This window comes from Brevundimonas sp. VNH65 (assembly GCF_049445955.1).
In the GTDB taxonomy this organism is placed as follows: domain Bacteria; phylum Pseudomonadota; class Alphaproteobacteria; order Caulobacterales; family Caulobacteraceae; genus Brevundimonas.
Genome location: NZ_JBMSDX010000007.1, coordinates 16,386 through 35,282, shown reverse-complemented (window position 1 = coordinate 35,282; position 18,897 = coordinate 16,386). Strand labels below are relative to the sequence as shown.

17 protein-coding genes are annotated in these 18,897 nt (G+C 68.5%); 9 read left to right on the top strand and 8 right to left on the bottom strand.

The window, feature by feature from the left end; genetic code table 11:
* The first annotated feature begins 13 nt into the window (after positions 1–13).
* Genes ACO2Q1_RS11775 through ACO2Q1_RS11765 form a run of 3 tightly spaced genes read left to right on the top strand, consistent with a single transcriptional unit; the run spans position 14 to position 1,770 of the window.
* Entirely contained in the window at positions 14–589 is a 576-nt protein-coding gene (locus tag ACO2Q1_RS11775; protein WP_423329658.1) for a YqaA family protein, read from the top strand.
* 34 nt (positions 590–623) lie between these two features.
* Positions 624–1,172 carry a disulfide bond formation protein B gene (locus ACO2Q1_RS11770; protein ID WP_423329657.1) on the top strand — a complete coding sequence of 183 codons (549 nt, stop codon included), beginning with the start codon at positions 624–626 and terminating at the stop codon, positions 1,170–1,172.
* Complete coding sequence (locus ACO2Q1_RS11765) at positions 1,165–1,770, top strand: demethoxyubiquinone hydroxylase family protein (protein ID WP_423329656.1); 606 nt, start codon at positions 1,165–1,167, stop codon at positions 1,768–1,770. Before ACO2Q1_RS11770 ends, ACO2Q1_RS11765 begins: the two co-directional genes overlap by 8 nt.
* Positions 1,771–2,247: 477 nt before the next feature.
* On the opposite strand, the gene tgt is transcribed toward ACO2Q1_RS11765, so the two are convergent.
* From tgt to ACO2Q1_RS11745, 4 genes are all read right to left on the bottom strand, one after another.
* Positions 2,248–3,357: a tRNA guanosine(34) transglycosylase Tgt gene (gene tgt, locus ACO2Q1_RS11760; RefSeq protein ID WP_423329655.1), complete on the bottom strand. Its 1,110-nt coding sequence runs from the start codon at positions 3,355–3,357 to the stop codon at positions 2,248–2,250.
* A 45-nt stretch (positions 3,358–3,402) separates the two neighbouring features.
* Positions 3,403–4,395 (bottom strand): alpha/beta hydrolase, encoded by a 993-nt coding sequence (locus ACO2Q1_RS11755; RefSeq protein ID WP_423329654.1) that lies wholly within the window; start codon positions 4,393–4,395, stop codon positions 3,403–3,405.
* A gap of 66 nt (positions 4,396–4,461) precedes the next feature.
* Complete coding sequence (locus ACO2Q1_RS11750) at positions 4,462–5,769, bottom strand: MFS transporter (RefSeq protein WP_423329653.1); 1,308 nt, start codon at positions 5,767–5,769, stop codon at positions 4,462–4,464.
* An 87-nt stretch (positions 5,770–5,856) separates the two neighbouring features.
* A complete protein-coding gene (locus ACO2Q1_RS11745) occupies positions 5,857–6,681 on the bottom strand; it encodes a 2-keto-4-pentenoate hydratase (protein ID WP_423329652.1) in 825 nt (274 codons plus the stop codon).
* A gap of 166 nt (positions 6,682–6,847) precedes the next feature.
* On the opposite strand from ACO2Q1_RS11745, the gene ACO2Q1_RS11740 reads away from it, so the two are divergent.
* The 5 genes from ACO2Q1_RS11740 to ACO2Q1_RS11720 all read left to right on the top strand — a co-directional run bounded on the left by ACO2Q1_RS11740 (position 6,848) and on the right by ACO2Q1_RS11720 (position 11,858).
* Positions 6,848–7,897 carry a LacI family DNA-binding transcriptional regulator gene (locus ACO2Q1_RS11740; protein WP_423329651.1) on the top strand — a complete coding sequence of 350 codons (1,050 nt, stop codon included), beginning with the start codon at positions 6,848–6,850 and terminating at the stop codon, positions 7,895–7,897.
* Between the two features lie 103 nt (positions 7,898–8,000).
* A complete protein-coding gene (locus tag ACO2Q1_RS11735) occupies positions 8,001–8,204 on the top strand; it encodes a hypothetical protein (protein WP_423329650.1) in 204 nt (67 codons plus the stop codon).
* A 27-nt stretch (positions 8,205–8,231) separates the two neighbouring features.
* Positions 8,232–8,990: a 2-dehydro-3-deoxy-D-gluconate 5-dehydrogenase KduD gene (kduD, locus tag ACO2Q1_RS11730; RefSeq protein WP_423329649.1), complete on the top strand. Its 759-nt coding sequence runs from the start codon at positions 8,232–8,234 to the stop codon at positions 8,988–8,990.
* 21 nt (positions 8,991–9,011) lie between these two features.
* A complete protein-coding gene (locus ACO2Q1_RS11725; RefSeq protein ID WP_423329648.1) occupies positions 9,012–10,058 on the top strand; it encodes a PfkB family carbohydrate kinase in 1,047 nt (348 codons plus the stop codon).
* A 138-nt stretch (positions 10,059–10,196) separates the two neighbouring features.
* Entirely contained in the window at positions 10,197–11,858 is a 1,662-nt protein-coding gene (locus tag ACO2Q1_RS11720) for a pectate lyase (RefSeq protein WP_423329647.1), read from the top strand.
* Positions 11,859–12,029: 171 nt separating this feature from the next.
* Here the strand turns inward: ACO2Q1_RS11720 and ACO2Q1_RS11715 are convergent, their stop codons facing one another.
* The 3 genes from ACO2Q1_RS11715 to uxaC all read right to left on the bottom strand — a co-directional run bounded on the left by ACO2Q1_RS11715 (position 12,030) and on the right by uxaC (position 16,604).
* Positions 12,030–13,529 (bottom strand): UxaA family hydrolase, encoded by a 1,500-nt coding sequence (locus ACO2Q1_RS11715; RefSeq protein WP_423329646.1) that lies wholly within the window; start codon positions 13,527–13,529, stop codon positions 12,030–12,032.
* A 181-nt stretch (positions 13,530–13,710) separates the two neighbouring features.
* The gene (locus ACO2Q1_RS11710; RefSeq protein WP_423329645.1) at positions 13,711–15,192 is read right to left on the bottom strand and encodes a mannitol dehydrogenase family protein; all 1,482 of its coding nucleotides are present in this window, start codon (positions 15,190–15,192) and stop codon (positions 13,711–13,713) included.
* Positions 15,189–16,604, bottom strand: coding sequence for a glucuronate isomerase (uxaC, locus tag ACO2Q1_RS11705; protein ID WP_423329644.1), 1,416 nt, complete (start codon positions 16,602–16,604; stop codon positions 15,189–15,191). The genes ACO2Q1_RS11710 and uxaC overlap by 4 nt, the downstream gene beginning before the upstream one ends.
* A gap of 229 nt (positions 16,605–16,833) precedes the next feature.
* Between uxaC and ACO2Q1_RS11700 the strand changes: the two genes are divergently transcribed.
* Positions 16,834–17,571: a Crp/Fnr family transcriptional regulator gene (locus ACO2Q1_RS11700; protein ID WP_423329643.1), complete on the top strand. Its 738-nt coding sequence runs from the start codon at positions 16,834–16,836 to the stop codon at positions 17,569–17,571.
* A gap of 26 nt (positions 17,572–17,597) precedes the next feature.
* Here ACO2Q1_RS11700 and ACO2Q1_RS11695 read toward each other — a convergent pair whose 3' ends face one another.
* Entirely contained in the window at positions 17,598–18,764 is a 1,167-nt protein-coding gene (locus tag ACO2Q1_RS11695) for an acyl-CoA dehydrogenase family protein (protein ID WP_423329642.1), read from the bottom strand.
* Positions 18,765–18,897: the final 133 nt, after the last annotated feature.

Sequence of the window (18,897 nt, the reverse complement as noted above, 5' to 3'; positions counted from 1 at the left end):
GTCGGGGATCCGCATGCTGCGCAAGATGTACGACTGGGTCTTTGAGCAGGCCCGCAAGCCGTATGCGACCAAGGCCCTGGCGGCGGTCTCCTTCGCCGAAAGCTCGTTCTTCCCGATTCCGCCGGACGTGATGCTGGCGCCGATGGTGCTGTCGAAGCCGGAGAAGGCCTATTATTTCGCGTTCGTCTGCACCGTCGCCTCGGTGCTGGGCGGGCTGCTGGGCTATGCGATCGGCTTCTTTCTGGAGCCGTTCGGGATGTGGCTGCTGGCGACGCTGGGCAAGTCCGACGCCTTCGAGACGTCCAAGGCCCTGTTCCAGCAACACGGCGCCTGGATCATCCTGATCAAGGGGCTGACGCCCATTCCCTACAAGCTGATCACGATTTCGGCCGGCATCTTCGCCTTCAACCTGCCGCTGTTCATCCTGTTGTCGGTGATCACCCGGGCGGGGCGGTTCTTTCTGGTGGCCTTCGTGCTGAAGACCTGGGGTCCGGCCATGCTGGAGGTGATCGAGAAGCGGCTGGCGCTGTGGACGGTGATCGGCCTAGCCGTTCTGGCGGCGGGGTTCGTGGCGCTGAAGCTGCTGTAGCGGAGCGCCGCGGGGCGGGTTAGAACTCCGCCCCATGATCGAGATCTATCGTCTGCTGACGCGGTGGTGGACCGCCTTCGCCCTGGCGGCGTCCCTGGCCATGCTGGCCGGCGCCCATGCGTTCGAGAGGTTCGGCGGACTGGCGCCGTGCAATCTGTGCCTGAAGCAGCGCGAGGTCTATTGGGGCGCCGTGGCCGTGGCCGGGGTCGCCACCCTGTGGGCCGTGGTCAGCCGGGCCAGCCGGGGCACGCCGCGCGTGGCGTCCTTCCTGCTGGGGGTGATCTTCATCACCGGGGCGGCGACGGCGGTGTTCCACATGGGCGGGGAATACGGCTGGTGGACCCTGCCGGCCTCCTGCATGGGGACCGGGGAGGCGGCCGACCTGTCCAGCCTGAAGGCCCTGGCCCTGGGCGACGGACCGGTGACGGCCATTCCGTCCTGTGGCGACGTGGCCTGGTCGTTCCTGGGCGTGTCGATGGCGGGATGGAACGCCCTGGTCTCGGCCGGACTTGCGGTGTTCAGCCTGCTGGCGGCCAAACGGCCCAAGGACGCCCGGGCGCCCAGAGGAGCTGCAAATGTCTGACGATCCCTTCGTCGAACCGGCGGGACGCGCGCATACGGCGTCGAAGCCGCCTCTGCCGCGCCCGGGCCTCGGCGCCAGCCGTCGGCGTCGGGGAGAGATGCTGCGGGTCGATCATGCGGGCGAATACGCCGCCGTCCAGATCTATCGCGCCCAGCGCGCCGTCTTCGCCGCCGGCAAGGGGCGTGAGGCCATCGCCGCCGACATGGCGGAGATGGAGGCCCAGGAGCAGGTGCATCTGGACCGGTTCAACGCCCTGCTGACCGCCGAACGGGTGCGGCCGACCCTGATGCTGCCGGTCTGGCGTCTGGCGGCCCAGGCCCTGGGCGCCGGCACGGCCCTGATGGGGGAAAAGGCGGCCCACGCCTGCACCGAGGCGGTTGAGAGCGTCATCGGCGACCACTATTCCGAACAGGTGGAGGAGACGGCCGACATCGACCCGGATCTGTCGGCCGAACTGGCCCGGTTCCGCGACGAGGAGCTGGAGCACCACGACCACGCCGTAGCCCACGGCGCGCGGGAGGCCGTGGCCTATCCGTTGCTGACCGCCGTCATCAAGGCGGGCTGCCGGGCGGCGATCAGGATCAGCGAGCGGGTGTAGACTCTATGGTGCTGAGCGAAATCTGAGCTCGAACGCGACCGCATTCGAACCGATTTCGCTTAAGCGCCCGGATCACATTTTCGCGCGCCGACTGAGCAATCGCAGCAATTTTGTTGCAAGTGCGAACGGGTGAGTCATTCTCGAGGGGTCTTTTCCTCCCCAAGGGACGCCCGTCATGTCGATCCTGCTTCTGGCCCTGGTGGCCGCCCTGCAGACCCAGTCTGCGCAAGTCCAGTCCGCCCCGCCGCTGATCCCCGTCGTCGCCCTGACCCCGGCGCGTCCGGCTTCGGTTCCGGCCCCGCGCCGACGCCCGCGCCGGCTGAGCCCGCCGTCGAAGCCGAGGCGGCGCCGGAGGAGGAGCCCGCCGTCGAACAGCCCAGGACCCGCGAGGTCTGCCGCTACGTCGAACGGCCAGGCTGGCGTTTCGCGGAACGGCGCTGCCGCACCGTAGTGATCGACGACGACCGCTGATCGCCGTCAGTTGCTGACGTGGCGGGCGTGGAATTCGCGGCGCCAGGCCTCGAACCGGCCTTCGGCGATCGCGGCGCGCATGGCGGCGGTCAGGGCCTGGAAGAAGGCGATGTTGTGCCAGCTGAGCAGGACCTTGCCGAGGATTTCGTCGGCCCGGACCAGATGGTGCAGATAGGCCTTCGAATAGGTCGATGACGGCCCGGCGAGGGTTGGATCCAGCGGGTCCTGATCTTCGGCGAAGCGGGCGTTCTTCAGGTTGATCGGTCCGTCCCAGGTCCAGGCCTGGCCGTGACGTCCGGCGCGGGTGGGCAGGACGCAGTCGAACATGTCCACGCCGCGCCACACGGCCTCGACCAGGTCGATCGGCTTGCCGACGCCCATGAGATAGCGCGGCCGGTCGGCGGGCAGCATGTCGGGGGCGTAGTCGAGGACATCGCACATGGCCTGATGGCCCTCGCCGACGGCCAGGCCGCCGATGGCGTAGCCGTCGAAGCCGATCTCCTGAAGCTGTTCCGACGACTGGCGACGCAGGTCTTCGAAGGTCGAGCCCTGCTGGATGCCGAACAGGGCCTGGGTTTCGCGGGTTCCGAAGGCGGCCTTTGAGCGGGCGCCCCAGCGGATCGACAACTCCATGGCCTTTCGCGCCGCGTCCTTCTCGGCCGGATAGGCCACGCACTGGTCGAGCTGCATGGAGATGTCGGCGCCGATGCGGTCGGCCTGGATCTGGATCGACCGCTCGGGCGACAGGACGTGTTTGGAGCCGTCGATGTGGCTGGAGAAGGTGACGGCCTCCTCCTTCACCCTGGAGATGCCGGCCAGGGACATGACCTGGAAGCCGCCCGAGTCGGTCAGGATCGGCTTGTCCCAGCCCATGAATTTGTGGAGGCCGCCGAGCCGCTCCATCCGTTCCGGGCCGGGACGGAGCATCAAATGATAGGTGTTGCCCAGGAGGATGTCGGCGCCGGTCTGTTTGACCTGATCGACCGTCATGGCCTTGACCGTCGCGGCCGTGCCGACCGGCATGAAGGCCGGAGTGCGGATGTCGCCGCGCGAGGTCTTCAGCGCGCCTGTTCTGGCGCGGCCTTCGGTGGCGGTGATGTCGAACGGGAAGGGCAAGGCGCGTCTCTGTGCAGGAAGGCGCGCGATATAGAGGCTGGGGGCCTAGAGCGCAAAGCCCGCCCTGGCCGCCCAGGCGCGCGCCAGGTCCGGCCAGACCGCCGCAGGACGGCCCTGGATCAGACGGATGCCGAAGCCGTGCGATCCTTCCTGGAACAGATGGGCCTCGGCCCCGACCTCGTCCGCCTTGAGGCGCGCCAGAAGCTGCAGGGTGTTCTCGACCGGCACGGACCGGTCGTCCATGGCGTGGACCAGCCAGACCGGGGCGGCGCCCTTCCAGTCCATCTCCTCCAGAGAATAGGCGGCCAGCTGGGCCTCGGTGGGCGAGGGGCCGAGCAGAAGCCGGCGCGATCCGGCGTGGGCGTGCGGATCGCGCATGGTGGCGACAGGATACATCAGCAGGCTGAAGTCCGGGCGGAACGAGACGGCGTCGGCGGCGTCGACGGCCGTATAGGTCGCATCCGTCCGCGCGCTGGCCAGCCCGCCGAGGTGGCCGCCCGCCGAGGCGCCCAGAAGTCCGACCTTGGCCGGATCGACGCCGAAGTCGGCGGCGCGATGACGGATGAGGCGCATCGCCCGCTGGGCGTCCTGCAACGGCGCGTCGGAATGGGCCGCCCAGCCGTCGTCGGGCAGGCGGTAGCGCAGGACGAAACAGGTCGTGCCGGTGGCGGCGAAGACGCGGGCGACGTCATAACCCTCCTTGTCCAGCACCGCCCAGGCGTAGCCGCCGCCGGGAATCAGGAGCAGGGCCGTGCCGTTCGGCCGTTCCGGCCTGAAGACCGTCAGGATCGGGTCGGTGGTGTAGCGGGCGAACCGGTCATGGAAGGCGGGATCGGTCGAGCGTTCGGTGACCGTTCCGACCACGGTGACGCCTTCGCCGCCGGGAGCGCCGTCCGGCCACAGGCGGATGATCTCGGTGGGATCGGCGGGCCCGGCCGTGCCGCCGTCGGCTATCGTCTGGGCCGAGACTCCGCCGGCCAGCCCCAGGGCGGCGCCGGTCGCGGCCAGGCCCAGCAGGGTTCTGCGTTCGATGTCCATGTCGTCCTCCGCAAAAGAAAACGGCCGGATGATCGCTCATCCGGCCGTTCTGGTCTCAAACCCGCATCAGACCTTGGCGGGCGCGTATTTCGGCGAGAGCAGATGCACCGCCAGAAGGGCCAGCAGATAGGCCGAGGCCGCCACGATGAAGATGGGCGTATAGGAGCCGATCTGATCGAGGACGTAGCCGGCGTACTTGGCCATGGCCATGCCGCCGAAGCCGCCGATCATGCCGCCGATGCCGACGACCGATCCCACCGCCGAGCGCGGGAAGACGTCGCCCGGCATGGCGTAGAGGTTGGCCGAGAAGCCCTGGTGCGCCGCCGTGGCCACGCCGATGATGATGACGGCCAGCCAGACGCTGGACGCCATGCCGGCGAAGGCGACCGGGACCACGGCCAAGGCGCAGATCAGCATGGTCAGCTTGCGCGCCGCGCCCAGGCTCATGCCGCGCTTCAGGAACTGGCCGGACAGCCAGCCGCCGCCCACGGAACCGACGTCGGACATCAGATAGATGGCGATCAGCGGCGGGCCGAAGGTCAGCAGGTCGAGGTCATACTGCGAGCCCAGGAAGCCCGGCAGCCAGAACAGGAAGAACCACCAGATCGGGTCGATCAGGAACTTGCCGATGGCGTAGGCCCAGGTTTCCTTGACGGTCAGCAGCTTCAGCCAGCCCACCTTTTCGGCCGGGTCGGGCGCGTCCTGCTCGATCCAGGCCAGTTCGGCCGGGGTGACCTTGGCGTGTTCGCGCGGACGCTTGTAGAGCCAGAACCAGATCGGGGCCCAGATCAGGCCGGCGACGCCGAGGATGATGATGGCCATTTCCCAGGCCGGATTCTCGCGCGTGCCGAACCAGACGGTGGCGATCAGCGGGATCAGCAGCGGCGTCAGGATGGCGCCGATATTGGTGCCTGCGTTGAAGATGCCGACGGCGAAGGCCCGTTCCTTCTTGGGGAACCACTCGGTGACGGCCTTGATGCCGGCCGGGAAGCCGCCGCCCTCGCCGACGCCCAGGGCCACGCGCGCCGCGATGGCGCCGCCCATGCCGCGAATGCCGGCGTGGAAGAGGAAGGCCAGTTGCCAGATCAGGAAGGCCAGACCGAAGCCCCAGCGCGCGCCGATCTTGTCGACGATCCGTCCCCACAGCAGGTAGGAGACGGCGTAGGAGGCCTGGAACCAGAAGATGATGTCGGCGTAGTTGGTCTCGGTCCAGCCGAACTCCGCCATCAGGGTCGGTTTCAGCACCCCGATCGCCTGACGATCGACGTAGTTGATAACCATGGCCGCGAACAGCAGCCACACGATCACCCAGCGATATTTGCCCGGAGGCGGCGCCGTCACCTTGATCGGTTCGGCGCTGGAAGCGTCAGTCATGGTTACACCCGTTCCAGAAACTCGTTCCTCGACGTTTCCCGTTTCTGAACCGCCCCTCAGCGGCGAACGGGTTGACGCCCCCTAAGATCAGCCGCGCGGTTCCGCCGTGACAAGCCTGCATTTCAGTTCGGCCGCGCCCTTGAAGGCGCAGACCGCGACGTCGCCCGCATAGGCGCGATGCACGCCGGTGACCGCTCCGGTCAGGACCATGGTCCCGGCCGCCAGCGGCCGTCCGCGCCGGGCGCAGTGCTCCAGCAGGAAGCGCACCGATTCCAGCGCGCCGCCGGCCAGGCTGGGCGAGCCGCCAACGCCGACGCTTTCGCCGTTGATGACGGTCTCGACCTCGACAACGTCCAGGCGGTCGCGCCAGTCGGTCAGTTCAGGGCCGACGATCATGCCGCCGTTGTTGCCGAAGTCCGAGGCGACCACGGCCGAGCCGAGGTCGTTGATGATCGGCAGTGAGCTGCCGGCCAGTTCGATGCCGACGAAGACGGCGTCGACAGCCTCTCGGGCCTCGTCGATGGTCCATTCGGTGCGGGTCGTATCCACGCCCTCGGCGATGCGGGCGATGAACTCGGCCTCGACCGCGGCGAACCCGCCCTCGATCACCGGCAGGTCGACGGTCTCGCCGTCCGCCGCCGTCCAGACATTGCCGGCGAAGACCGGACCGGAGACGCGATGCACGCCCAGCTTGGGCTGGAGCGCCGGCGGCACGCCACCGACCTTCCAGCCGACGATCTGGTCAGGATAGAGGGCGATCGCCGCTTCCTGGATGGCGTAGGCCTGGTCCATGGTTTCGGGAACGGCGCCCGGATAGTCCGGGGTGGCCGTCGCCTGCAGGCGGGCGGTGACGAAACGCCCGGCGATATCCGCCGGGCCGACCTGCACGGCGGCGTTGGCTGACGCACTCATGGCCGCTTCGCCCGCTGTTGAACTTGGATCACAGGTCGCCTCGTCGAAAAGAGGCCGGATAATGGTCAATGCCGGAAACCGGTGTCAATCCGCTTTCATGTCACCCCATGGCGCATCGGCGCGGACGCGGTTATGGCTAGGTCAAAGAACAAGGGGGAAGCCGGAGTTGGCTCAGGACGATCCGAACGGGACCAAGCCGGGCAAGCGCGCCACGATCAACGACGTCGCGCGCGTGGCCCAGGTCTCGAAGAAAACGGTGTCGCGCGTCATCAACCAGTCGCCGTTCGTGCGCGAGGACACCCGCGAGCGGGTCAAGGCCGTCATCGACCAGCTGGGGTTCACGCCCGACCCGCAGGCGCGGGGGCTGGCCTTTCGCCGGTCGTTCCTGGTCGGTCTGATCTACGACAACCCGTCGCCGACCTATGTCGTCAACATGCAGCAGGGCGTGCTGGACGCCCTTAAGGGGTCCGGGCTGGAACTGGTCGTCCACCCCTGCAACCGAAATTCCGACAGTCTGTTGGCCGACATCCGGGGCTTTGTGGAACGCCAGAGGCTGTACGGCGTGATCATGCCGCCCTCGGTGTCGGAGGACGAGCGGGTGATCGCCCTGTTGAAGGAGCTGGACTGCCCCTATGTCCGCATCGCCTCGGTGTCGCTGGATGATCCCGCCTCCATGGTGGTGACCAACGACTGGATGGGGGCGGCCGAGGCGGCGAGGCACCTGGCCGATCTGGACCATCGGAAGATCGCCCTGGTGCGTGGGCCGGACCTGTTCCGATCGTCCCAGGTGCGGGGCAAGGGCTTCTCCGACGCCCTGTCGGAGTGCGGCATTCCGCTGGACGCCAGGTACGACGTGCGCGGCGCCTATACGTTCGAATCGGGCGTGGAGGCGGGTCACGCCCTGCTGTCGCTTCCCGAACCGCCGACGGCGATCTTCACCCTGAACGACGACATGGCCATCGGCGTCATGCAGGCGGCGAGGGAGCGCGGGCTGGAGCTGCCGCGCGACCTGTCGGTGGTGGGTTTCGACGACCTGCCGATGGCGGCGCGGGTGTGGCCGAACCTGACCTCGGTGCGGCTGCCGATTCGCGACATGGGGCGGATGGCGGCCGAGAAGCTGCTGGCCCCGTTGCGCGGCGTCGATCCGGCCAGGCTGGAGCAGGCCGAGGTGCGGCCGGCCCTGGTGGTGCGCCAGTCGGCGATCGGGGCGGGCTGACCGGGATTGCGGGCAGCCTTGCCTCTGGTCCTGACACCGGTTACCTAGTCGATCGACAACGGGCGTGCGATCGTCCGAAGAAGACATCCGGGGAGCTTCGGCCGTGGCCGATCCGATGTACGCAAGGGTGCTGTGCGCCACGCCTCCGCACATGACGGCCGGGGCGACCCACGGCCAATTGCGCGTTCGCTATCCTGTGGCCGGCCTGGTCGCGCCGCAGCAGAGCCCGCCGGTCCGTTCGCAGCCCGGGCGCCGGATGGGCGTCGGCGTCGGCATGCACAAACTCGACACCCGCCAACTCAACTAAAGCCAGACACAGCAGGGAAGACACACCATGGCCAATCCGTTCAGCCTCGAAGGCAAGGTCGCGCTCGTCACCGGCGGCAACGTCGGTCTGGGTCAGGGCATCGCCCTGGCGCTCGCCGACGCCGGCGCCGACATCGCCTCGGTCGCCCTGTCCGATTCGGACGACACCGTCGGCAAGGTGCTGGCCAAGGGCCGCAAGGCCATCTCCATCTCGGCGGACCTGACCTCGATCGAACCGGTCGAGCGGGTGCTGCAGGAGACGCTGGACGGCCTGGGCCGCGTGGACATCCTGGTCAACAACGCCGGTCTGATCCGCCGCGCCGACGCGGTCGACTTCTCGGAAGCCGACTGGGACCTGGTGATGAACATCAATCTGAAGACGGTCTTCTTCATGAGCCAGGCCGTGGCGCGCCACTACATCAAGCAGGGCGAGGGCGGGAAGATCATCAACATCGCCTCCATGCTGTCGTTCCAGGGCGGCATCCGGGTGCCGTCCTACACCGCGTCCAAGTCCGGGGTGGCCGGTCTGACCAAGCTGATGGCCAACGAGTGGGCCAAGCACGGCATCACCGCCAACGCCATCGCGCCCGGCTATTTCGCCACGGCCAACACCCACGACCTGCGTCAGGACCCGGTGCGCTCGGCCGAGATCCTGGGCCGCATCCCGGCCGGGCGCTGGGGTGATCCGTCGGACCTGGGCGGCGCGGCGGTGTTCCTGGCCAGTTCGGCCTCGGACTATGTCCAGGGCGCCATCCTGCCCGTCGACGGCGGCTGGCAGGCGCGCTGATCCCGCGCTAGCCTTCACGACATGACCAGTCCTGCCCCGGGCGGCCGCATCCTCTGCTTTGGCGAGATGTTGCTGCGCTTCTCGCCGAACGCAAACGAGCTGCTGCTTCAATCTCCGGGCCTGACCGTGCGCCCGGCCGGGGCCGAGGCGAACGTCGCGGTGTCGCTGGCCCAGTTCGGGGCCCCGGTCAGCATGGCGACCGTCCTGCCGGACAACGCGCTCGGCCGTGGGGCGCGCGACGAGATGCGGCGCTATGGCGTCGACGCCTCGCCGATCGTCTTCACCCCCGGCAGGATGGGCCTCTATTTCCTGACGCCGGGGGCCGTGCGGCGGCCGTCGGAGGTGCTGTACGACCGCGCCGGCTCGGCCTTCGTTGAGAACGTGCACAGCGCCTTCGACTGGGACGACCTGCTGGACGGGGTGGAATGGCTGCACGCCTCGGGCGTGACCCCGGCCACCGGCCCCAACGGCTCGGCCGCGGCGGTCGCCCTGACCGAGGCCGCCGCCCGCAAGGGGGTCAAGGTCAGCTATGACGGAAACTTCCGCGGCAAGCTGTGGGAGCAGTGGGACGGCGATCCGCCGGGGACCCTGGGCAAGATGCTGGCGTCAGCCACGATCGCCTTCGCCGACGACCGTGATTTCGCGCTCGTTCTGGGCAAGAAGTTCGACAGCGCCGATCCGGCCGAGCGTCGCCGCCTGGCCGCCGCCGCCGCCTTCGCCGCCTTCCCGCGCCTGCAGCGCATCGCCTGCACCCTGCGCGTGCAGGAGAGCGTGGCCGATCAGGCGTTGTCGGCCGTCATGCTGACGCGCGGCGACGACGACGCCGTCGTCGAAACCCGCGCGGAAGCCATTCACATGACCGGCGTGGTCGATCGGGTCGGGGGCGGCGACGCCTTCGCCTCGGGCGTGCTGTTCGGCCTGTGGAGCGGATGGGACGACCAGCGGGCGCTTGATTTCGGTCTCGCCGCCGCCGGGCTGAAACATTCGGTGCCAGGCGATTTCAACCTGTTCTCGGCCGCAGAGGTCGAGGCCGCCATGGGCGCCGAAGGATTCGACATCAAGCGTTGACTGGACGCTTCGCGGGCGCCTGGCAAAGGTTTCGGGACTGGCTGCTTCGGGTCTAGGAAACCGGTGTCAGAAATGCTTGACTGACCCAAACAGACGTCGGCGAACGGCGCGTGGAAACGTGAGAGTGGAGGAGGTCCCATGACCCATTCGATGAACCGCCGCGCCCTGCTGGCCGCCGGCGCCGCAGCCGCCCTGACCGCCACGGCGGCTCCGACTGCGGTGTCGGCCCTGACGCGCGCCGCCCAGGCGACCCCCGACCGCGCCGCGGTGCTGGAGGCGATGAAGCGCGCCAGCCGGTTCATGGTCGAGGAAGCCGCCGTCGGCGGCGGTTATGTGTGGAACGTCCTGCCCGACTTCTCGCGCCGCTGGGGCGAGCTGGAGGCCAGCCCGACCATGATCTGGGTCCAGCCGCCGGGGACGGCGACCATGGGCCACCTGTTCCTTGACGCCTATCACGCGACGAACGACGAGTTCTATTACGAGGCCGCCAGGTCGGCCGCCGACGCCCTTGTGCGGGGCCAGCATCCGGCCGGGGGCTGGAACTATGTGATCGACACGGCGGGCGAGGAATCGCTGAAGCAGTGGTACGCGACGATCGGCGCCAACGCCTGGCGGCTGGAGGAATTCCAGCACTACTACGGCAACGCCACGTTCGATGACGCGGGCACGGCCGAGGCGTCGCAACTGATGTTGCGGCTGTATCTGGAGAAGCGCGACCGCGCCTATCTGGAGCCGCTGAACAAGGCGATCGCCTTCGTCCTGGACAGCCAGTATCCGAACGGCGGCTGGCCGCAGCGGTATCCGTTCGTCGAGGGCGGCGGCCTGCACGGCAAGCCCGACTACACCCCCTACATCACCTTCAACGACGATGTGGCGGGCGAGAACCTGGAGTTCCTGATCTACGCCTATCACGGCCTGGCGCGGAACGGCCGGGGCGATGCGCGGGTGCTGGACGCCATCCATCGCGGCATGGACATCTTCATCAAGACCCAGCAGCCGGCGCCGCAGCCCGCATGGGGCCTGCAGCACTTCCCCGACACGCTGAAGCCGGCCGGGGCCCGGACGATCGAACCCCAGGCGTTCGCCACCCACGCGACGGGCACCAATATCCGCTCGATGCTGGGCTTCTACCGACTGACCGGCGACCGGAAGTATCTCGAGCGCCTGCCCGAGGCCCTGGACTGGCTGGATCAGGTCAGGACGCCGCAGAATCTGCTGGCGCCGGGCCGGACGCATCCGACCTTCATTCTCGAAGGCTCGAACACCCCGGTCTATATCCACCGCAAGGGGTCCAACATCGCCAACGGCCAGTATTACGCCGACGACAACCCGAACAATCTGATCGTCCACTACGGGTCGTTCCGCAGCATCGACACGGCGGGGCTGCGTCGCGACTATGAGCGGCTGGCGGCCATGACGGCCGAGGAGGCGACCCAGGGTTCGCCGCTGAAGGCGCGGCCGGGTTCGCTGAATCTGCCGAAGTATTTCACCCTGCAGGACGTGGATGTCTGGGACATGTCGACCGAGGCGCGGCGCGCGGCGCCGGCCACGCCGGGACGGGCGTCGCAGCTGATTTCGGCCCTGAATGCACGCGGCTACTGGCCGACGCCGATGACGACCACCTCCAACCCCTATCGCGGCGCGTCACCGAAAGAGATCACGGGCGGCGAGTACCAGACGACGCGCGTCGGGGACCTGTGGGACACCTCGCCCTACAACACCGACTTCCCGGTCGAGGCGGTCTCGACCCAGGCCTTCATCCGCAACATGGGTGAACTGATCGAGGCGTTGCAGGGGTAGGGGGTAAACCAGCCCTTCTCCCCTTGGGGGAGAAGGTGGCCCGCAGGGCCGGATGAGGGGTATGCGTCACCAGACCGGATCTCGTCTGTCAGGCGCGCTGCCCGCTGAACCGCCCCCCTCATCCGAGCGGCTGCGCCGCCCACCTTCTCCCCCGAGGTGAGAAGGAGTGTTTCAGAGATACGCCCCGACGGCCCAGGGGACGAACTCGTTGTCGCCGATGCCGAGGGCTTCGGATTTCGATTTCTCGCCCGAGGCCACGGCCAGAATGCGCTCGAAGATCTCGCGGCCGACGTCGGCCATGGGCGCGCCGGTCAGGACCGGAGAGGCGTCGACGTCCATGTCTTCGTCCATCCATGAGGCGAGTTTCGCGTTGGAGGCCACCTTGATCGTCGGCGCGGGCTTGGCCCCGAACACCGACCCGCGTCCGGTGGTGAAGACGATCAGATTTGCGCCCGAGGCGATCTGGCCCGTGGCCGAACACGGATCATAGCCGGGGCTGTCCATGAAAGTGAGGCCCGGCGTGGCGAGCGGCTCGGCATAGCCGATGACGTCGTTCAGCGGCGTCGAGCCGGACTTGGCCACCGCCCCCAGCGACTTCTCGAGAATGGTCGTCAGACCGCCCTTGAGATTGCCCGGGGAGGGGTTGTTGTTCAGCTCCATCTGATGCCGGTCGGCGTAGTCGCGCCACCAGGCCAGGCGGGCGTTCAGGCGGTCGGCCACGCCCTGATCCGCGGCGCGGCGCAGCAGCAGATGTTCGGCGCCCCAGATCTCCGGCGTCTCCGACAGCATGGCCGAGCCGCCCTGTTCGACCAGAAGGTCCACCGCCGCGCCGAGCGCCGGATTGGCCGTCACGCCGGACCAGCCGTCCGAGCCGCCGCATTGCAGGCCGACGACCAGATGCGAGGCCGACACCTCGGTGCGCTTCACCGTCGCCGCCGCCTCGACCAGTTCGCGCACGACGGCGATTCCGGCCTCGATGGCGCGGGCGGTGCCGCCGGCCTCCTGGATGGTCAGGGCGCGCAGGGTCGGGCCGGCCTCCAGCCCTTCATTGGCCAGCCAGGCCGGGATCTGGTTGGCCTCGCAGCCCAGGCCGACGATCAGGATGGAGTGGAAGTTCGGGTGGCGGGCGTATCCGGCCAGGGTCCGCTGGAGCAGGGTCACGTCCGACGACAGGGAAGAGCCGCCGCAGCCGCCCTGATGGGTGAAGGCCACCACCCCGTCCACGCCCCCGGGCAGGCTGGAATCCGGGAAGGCGTCGGCGATGCGCCGCGCCACGGTCGCCGAGCAGTTCACACTGGTCAGGACGCCGATGTAGTTGCGGGTGCCGACCCGCCCGTCGGGCCGGACGATGCCCCTGAAGGTCGCGTCGGACCGCGTCGCCACAGGCCGGGCGTCGACCCCGATCTCGGCCTCGCGCGGGCCGTCGTCCATCATCAGATTGTGGACGTGGACGTGATTCCCGGCGGCGATGGCCGTCCTGGCCCGACCGATCACCTGGCCATAGCGGCGCACAAGACCGCCTGCGGCCACCGCATGGCGCGCGATCTTGTGGCCGGTGGCGATGTCGGCGGTGGCCGCGACGTCCAGACCCTGGGGCGTGTCGCCGACGGCGATGTCGTCCAGGGCAACGGCGATGTCGTCGGCGGGGTTGAGGATCAGGACGCGGGGCATGGTCTAACCTTTTGGGTCCCTTCTCCCCTCGGGGGAGAAGGTGGCCTGCGGAGCAGGACGGATGAGGGTGCTGTTTCCGCGCATGCGATGTCCGAGAGCCTGCCCGTCTCCGGCAGCCCCCTCATCCGAGCCCTTCGGGCCCACCTTCTCCCCCAGGGGGAGAAGGATCGCCTTGCGCGTTTCAGCCACCATGCGGCTCCACCACCCGCCGCGCGGCCTCGACGGCGCCGTGCTCGCTGAGCGAGAGATAGGCGTCCGTGACTGCCTGCACAAAGCGATCGTCCGTCGCCAGCGTTTCCGGGAAGACGGCGCGCAGCGTCAGAAGGGCCGGGACCCGGTCCGCGTCCGTCGTCCCTTCGGTCAGAAGGGCCGCCGTCTGGTCGGCCAGAGGGTCATCGACGACAAACGCCTCGCCGGACTCGGTCACGCCCGACTGCCAGCGCATCCAGGCGGCGACGCCCAGGGCCAGGGCCGTGATGTCCTGACCGGCCGCCAGACGGTCGGCGGCGCTGGCCAGCAGGCGCTGGGGCAGTTTCTGCGATCCGTCCATGGCGATCTGGCGCGTGCGATGACGCAGGGCCGGGTTTTCGAATCGGGCCATCAGCTCGGCGCGATAGGCTGCGACGTCGAGGCCCGGCGGCGGGTTGAGGGTGGTCTGCGCCTCGTCCCAGAGGGTGGCGACGAAGGCCTTGAGCGCCGGGGTCGCCATGGCCTCATGCACATGCTCGTGGCCCGACAGGGCGCCGAGATAGGCGGTGGCCGAATGGGCGCCGTTCAGCAGGCGCAGCTTGGCGTCTTCCCACGGTTCGACGGCGGCGGTCAGCTGAACCCCGAAGCGGGCGAAGGCCGGCCGTTCGCCGGCGAAGGCGTCCTCGATCACCCACTGGGTGAAGGGTTCGGCCTTGACCATGCCCTCGTCGCGGACGCCCAGACGCGACTCCAGGCCGGCGATGTCCTCGGGCGTGGTGGCCGGAACGATCCGGTCGATCATGGTCTGGGGAAAGGCGCCCTCGGCCTCGATCCAGTCGGCCAGGGACGGATCGATGGCGCGCGCCATGGCGATGACGCCCGCCCGGATACGCTTGCCGTTGTGCGGAAGGTTGTCGCAGCTGATGACGGTGAAGGGCTTCAGCCCCTTCTCGCGCCGCGCCCTCAGGGCCGCGACGATGAAGCCGGGCGCGGTCCTGGGAGCCGACAGATCGGCGATGTCGGCCGCGACGTCGGCATCGCCGGTCAGCAGCGCCCCGGTCGCCGGGTCGAGGCGATAGCCTTTCTCGGTCACGGTCAGGGTGACGATGTGGACGTCCGCATCGGCCATGGCGGCGACCAGGGCGGCCGGGCTTTCGGGGCCGACCAGAACGCCTTTCGACGCCCCGATCACGCGCAGGCCGTCGCCGAAACCGTCACGCACCACCAGGGTGTAGAGGCCGTCCTGAGGGTTCAACTGGTCGCGCACGCCGGGCGAGCGGAGGCTGGCGCCCAGCACGCCCCAGCGCAGATCGCCGGACCTCAGGGCGTCGTCGAACACCACCGCCTGGTGCGCCCGGTGGAAGGCGCCGATGCCCAGGTGAACCACGCCGGTCTTCACCGCCGGGCGATCATAGCCGGGACGCTCGACCTCGGCGGGGAGGCCGTCGAGCGTGGTCTGGGACAGGCGGGTCACAGCTTGTAGGCCGCCTTGACCAGATCATAGGTCAGGGCGCGGGCCACCTCGTGCGCCTCGTCCTCGTCGAGGCGGTGCTCGGCCACCAGACGGGCCAGGAAGCCGCAGTCCATGCGCCGGGCCACATCGTGCCGGGCGGGGATCGAGAGGAAGGCGCGGGTGTCGTCGTTGAAGCCGACGGTGTTGTAGAAGCCGCCCGTCTCGGTGACGTTGTCGCGGAAGCGACGCATGCCCTCCGGACTGTCGTGGAACCACCAGGGAGGGCCCAGGCGCAGCGACGGATAGTGGCCCGCGAGCGGGGCCAGTTCGCGCGCATAGACGCTCTCGTCCAGGGTGAAGAGGATCAGGGTCAGACGGGGGTCGGAGCCGAACCGGTCCAGCAGCGGCTTGAGCGCGCGGACATAGTCGGTGCGGGTGGGGATGTCGGCGCCCTTGTCGCGGCCGAAGCGCTCGAAGACGAAGCCGTTGTGGTTGCGGAACGAGCCGGGGTGCAGCTGCATGACCAGGCCGTCCTCGACCGACATGGCGGCCATCTCGGTCAGCATCTGGCCGCGGAACAGTTCGGCGTCCTCGGCCGAGGCGGGGCCGGTCGAGACACGGTTGAAGAGGGCCTCGGCCTCGGCCTTCGACAGGTCAGCGGTGAAGGCGGTCGGGTGGCCGTGGTCGGTCGAGGTGGCGCCCATCTCGGCGAAGAAGGCGCGGCGGACGCGCAGGGCCTCCAGATAGCCGGCCCAGGTCGTGGTGTCCTGTCCCGTCTGATCGGCCAGGATCTTCAGGTTGTCGCGGAAGCCCTCGTAGTCCGGGTCGAGCACCGGGTCGGGGCGATAGGCGGTCAGGACGCGTCCCTTCCAGCCCGAGGCGGCGATCGTCTTGTGGTGGACCAGTTCGTCGAGCGGGCTCTCGGTCGTGGTCAGGACCTCGATGTTGTAGCGATCGAACAGGGCGCGGGGCCGGAAGGCGTCGGTCTTCAGGGCGCTGTCGATGACGTCGTAGTAGTGGTCGGCGGTCTCGGCCGACAGCTGGACGTCGATGCCGAAGGCCTCGGCATAGACCCAGTCGTGCCAGATGCGCGAGGGCGTGCCCCGGAACAGGTGATAGTTCTCGGCGAAGCGGCGCCAGATCTTGCGCGGATCGCTCTCGACCGGACCGCCGTCGGCGCGCGGCACGCCCAGGTCCTCCATCGCCATGCCCTGGGAATAGAGCATGCGGAAGACATAGTGGTCGGGCGTGATCAGCAGTTCGGCCGGATTGGCGAAGGGCTCGTTCAAGGCGAACCAGGACGGATCGGTGTGGCCGTGCGGGCTGATGATCGGCAGGTCCTTCACCTCGGCGTAAAGCCGGCGCGCGATGGCGCGGGTGTCGGGATCGGCCGGAAACAGGCGGTCGGGGTGAAGCGAAAGCGGCTTGGCCATGATGCGTCCTCGGTCCTGGGCGGACGATGTGAAAGGCGACGTCCTTGGGCGCAGACATACATGGGTCGAGCGGAAAAGACACCGGTTACCGGTTGTGGAATCCATGCAGAGCAAGCATCGATCAACCGCAGGACCCGAGCCGTCGGCGGCAGGGGGGTGGACCTTTGGTCCAGATTGCGCGGCCGGGACGCGCCGCCTATCAAGGGTCGCCAAGGAGACGTCGCCCGCCATGCTGGACATGAAGGTTCTGCCGGACGCCTGCGCCGAACGGCGACGGACCAACGCCTGCGACAGCTGCGGGGCGCGGCAGCACAGCGTGTGCGGCGCCCTGGAGACGCCGGTGCTGGACCGGCTGGACGCCATGGCCGACCGCATCCGCCTGGAGCCGGGACAGGTGCTGGTGCGGCAGGGGGAGGCGGCCGACCACCTGTTCAACATCACCTCGGGCTCGGTGCGCGTCTATCGCCTGATGCCGGATGGACGGCGGCAGATCACCGGCTTCCTGTTCGCGGGAGATTTCCTGGGTCTGACGACCGGCGGAACCTATGACTTTTCGGCCGAGGCGATCGAGGCGTCGAGCGCTTGCCGCTTCCGGCGGACGGACTATCGCGCCGAAATGCGGCGCAGCCCCTCGCTGGAGGCGGCGCTGTTCGATCGGGTCAGCCATGAGCTGGAGGCGGCCCAGGCGCAGATGCTGTTGCTGGGCCGCAAGACCGCGCAGGAGCGGATGGCGTCCTTCCTGCTGGACCTGCCGGCCCATGATCCGTGCCGGCCCGGCCCGGCCGACCATGTGCGTCTGCCGATGACGCGCGCCGAGATCGCCGACTATCTGGGCCTGACCATCGAGACCGTCAGCCGGGTGCTGACCCGGTTCAAGACGTCGGGCGTCATCCGGCTGCTGTCGCTGAACGAACTGCGGATTGAGCAGCCGGGACGGTTGCGCGCGATCGCCGAGGGCGAGGCGTAGCCGGCTGTCAGGTCAGAGCCGCCGGGTCAGAGCGATCGGGCGATCAGCAGCTTCATGACCTCGTTGGTGCCGCCGTAGATGCGCTGGACGCGGGCGTCCTTGTACAGCTGGGCGATCGGATATTCGGTCATGTAGCCGTAGCCGCCGAACAGCTGGAGCATCTCGTCGATGACCTCGCCCTGGATGTCGGTGACCCAGTATTTGGCCATGGAGGCGGTGGCGGCGTCGAGCTGACCCTTGAGGTGCAGGCCGATGCAGTGGTTCACGAACACGCGGGCGGCCGTCAGCTTGGTCTTGATCTCGGCCATCTTGAACTGGGTGTTCTGGAACTCGATGATCGCCTTGCCGAAGGCCTTGCGACCCCGGACGTAGTCGAGGGTCTCGCGATAGCCGCGCTCGGCGGCAGCCACACCCTGGACGGCGATGTTCAGGCGTTCCTGCGGCAGCTGCTCCATCAGATGATAGAAGCCGCGGCCCTCGGTTCCGCCGATGACGTTCTCCAGCGGAACCTTCACGTCGTTGAAGAACAGCTCGGAGGTGTCGTTGGCCTCCATGCCGATCTTGTGCAGGTTGCGGCCGCGCTCGAAGCCTTCGGCGCCGTCGGTTTCGAGGCCGATCAGGCTGATGCCCTTGGCGCCTTCGGACGGGTCGGTCTTGGCGACCACGATGATGAAATTGGCCAGCTGGCCGTTGGTGATGAAGGTCTTGGAGCCGTTCAGGAGGTAGTGGTCGCCCTTGTTGATGGCGGTCGTCTTGACCCCCTGAAGGTCCGAGCCGGCGCCCGGCTCGGTCATGGCGATGGCGCCGACCAGCTCGCCGGTGGCCAGGCGCGGCAGCCAGCGCCGCTTCTGCTCCTCGGTGCCGTAGTGGTGGATGTAGGGGGAGACGATGGCGTTGTGCAGGGAGATGCCGAAGTGGTCGGCGCCCTTCCAGCCCAGTTGCTCCATCAGCACCACCTCGTGACGATAGTCGCCGCCCATGCCGCCGTATTCCTCTGGCATGGCCAGGTTCAGCAGTCCGGCCTCGCCCGCCCGGGTCCAGAGGTCGCGAGGGACCGAGGAGGCGGCGATGAACTCGGCCATCTTCTCCGGCGGCGCATTGTCGTCGATCCAGCGGCCGACCGAGTCGTTGAACAGGACGATCTCCTCATCCTGCATGAAGTCGGGCAGGGGGACGTTCAGCGGGCTGGACATGGGTTTCCTCGGGCGGTTTGCGACGATCGTCCGCCGGGAGGCGAGGCGGATCGACGGTCAACTAGCGCAATAAGTCTGTTATTGAAAGTGACGTGGTCTCGGCGAGAGGCGGCGGCGGCCCGGAAGCGGGCGC

What these genes read in the sequence shown, in the direction of transcription:
- ACO2Q1_RS11775 (WP_423329658.1), top strand. Translation starts at nt 14, where the DNA reads ATGCTGCGCAAGATGTACGACTGGGTCTTTGAGCAGGCCCGCAAGCCG.
- ACO2Q1_RS11770 (WP_423329657.1), top strand. Translation starts at nt 624, where the DNA reads ATGATCGAGATCTATCGTCTGCTGACGCGGTGGTGGACCGCCTTCGCC.
- ACO2Q1_RS11765 (WP_423329656.1), top strand. Translation starts at nt 1,165, where the DNA reads ATGTCTGACGATCCCTTCGTCGAACCGGCGGGACGCGCGCATACGGCG.
- ACO2Q1_RS11755 (WP_423329654.1), bottom strand. Translation starts at nt 4,395, where the DNA reads ATGGACATCGAACGCAGAACCCTGCTGGGCCTGGCCGCGACCGGCGCC.
- ACO2Q1_RS11750 (WP_423329653.1), bottom strand. Translation starts at nt 5,769, where the DNA reads ATGACTGACGCTTCCAGCGCCGAACCGATCAAGGTGACGGCGCCGCCT.
- ACO2Q1_RS11745 (WP_423329652.1), bottom strand. Translation starts at nt 6,681, where the DNA reads ATGAGTGCGTCAGCCAACGCCGCCGTGCAGGTCGGCCCGGCGGATATC.
- kduD (WP_423329649.1), top strand. Translation starts at nt 8,232, where the DNA reads ATGGCCAATCCGTTCAGCCTCGAAGGCAAGGTCGCGCTCGTCACCGGC.
- ACO2Q1_RS11725 (WP_423329648.1), top strand. Translation starts at nt 9,012, where the DNA reads ATGACCAGTCCTGCCCCGGGCGGCCGCATCCTCTGCTTTGGCGAGATG.
- ACO2Q1_RS11720 (WP_423329647.1), top strand. Translation starts at nt 10,197, where the DNA reads ATGACCCATTCGATGAACCGCCGCGCCCTGCTGGCCGCCGGCGCCGCA.
- ACO2Q1_RS11715 (WP_423329646.1), bottom strand. Translation starts at nt 13,529, where the DNA reads ATGCCCCGCGTCCTGATCCTCAACCCCGCCGACGACATCGCCGTTGCC.
- uxaC (WP_423329644.1), bottom strand. Translation starts at nt 16,604, where the DNA reads ATGGCCAAGCCGCTTTCGCTTCACCCCGACCGCCTGTTTCCGGCCGAT.
- ACO2Q1_RS11700 (WP_423329643.1), top strand. Translation starts at nt 16,834, where the DNA reads ATGCTGGACATGAAGGTTCTGCCGGACGCCTGCGCCGAACGGCGACGG.
- ACO2Q1_RS11695 (WP_423329642.1), bottom strand. Translation starts at nt 18,764, where the DNA reads ATGTCCAGCCCGCTGAACGTCCCCCTGCCCGACTTCATGCAGGATGAG.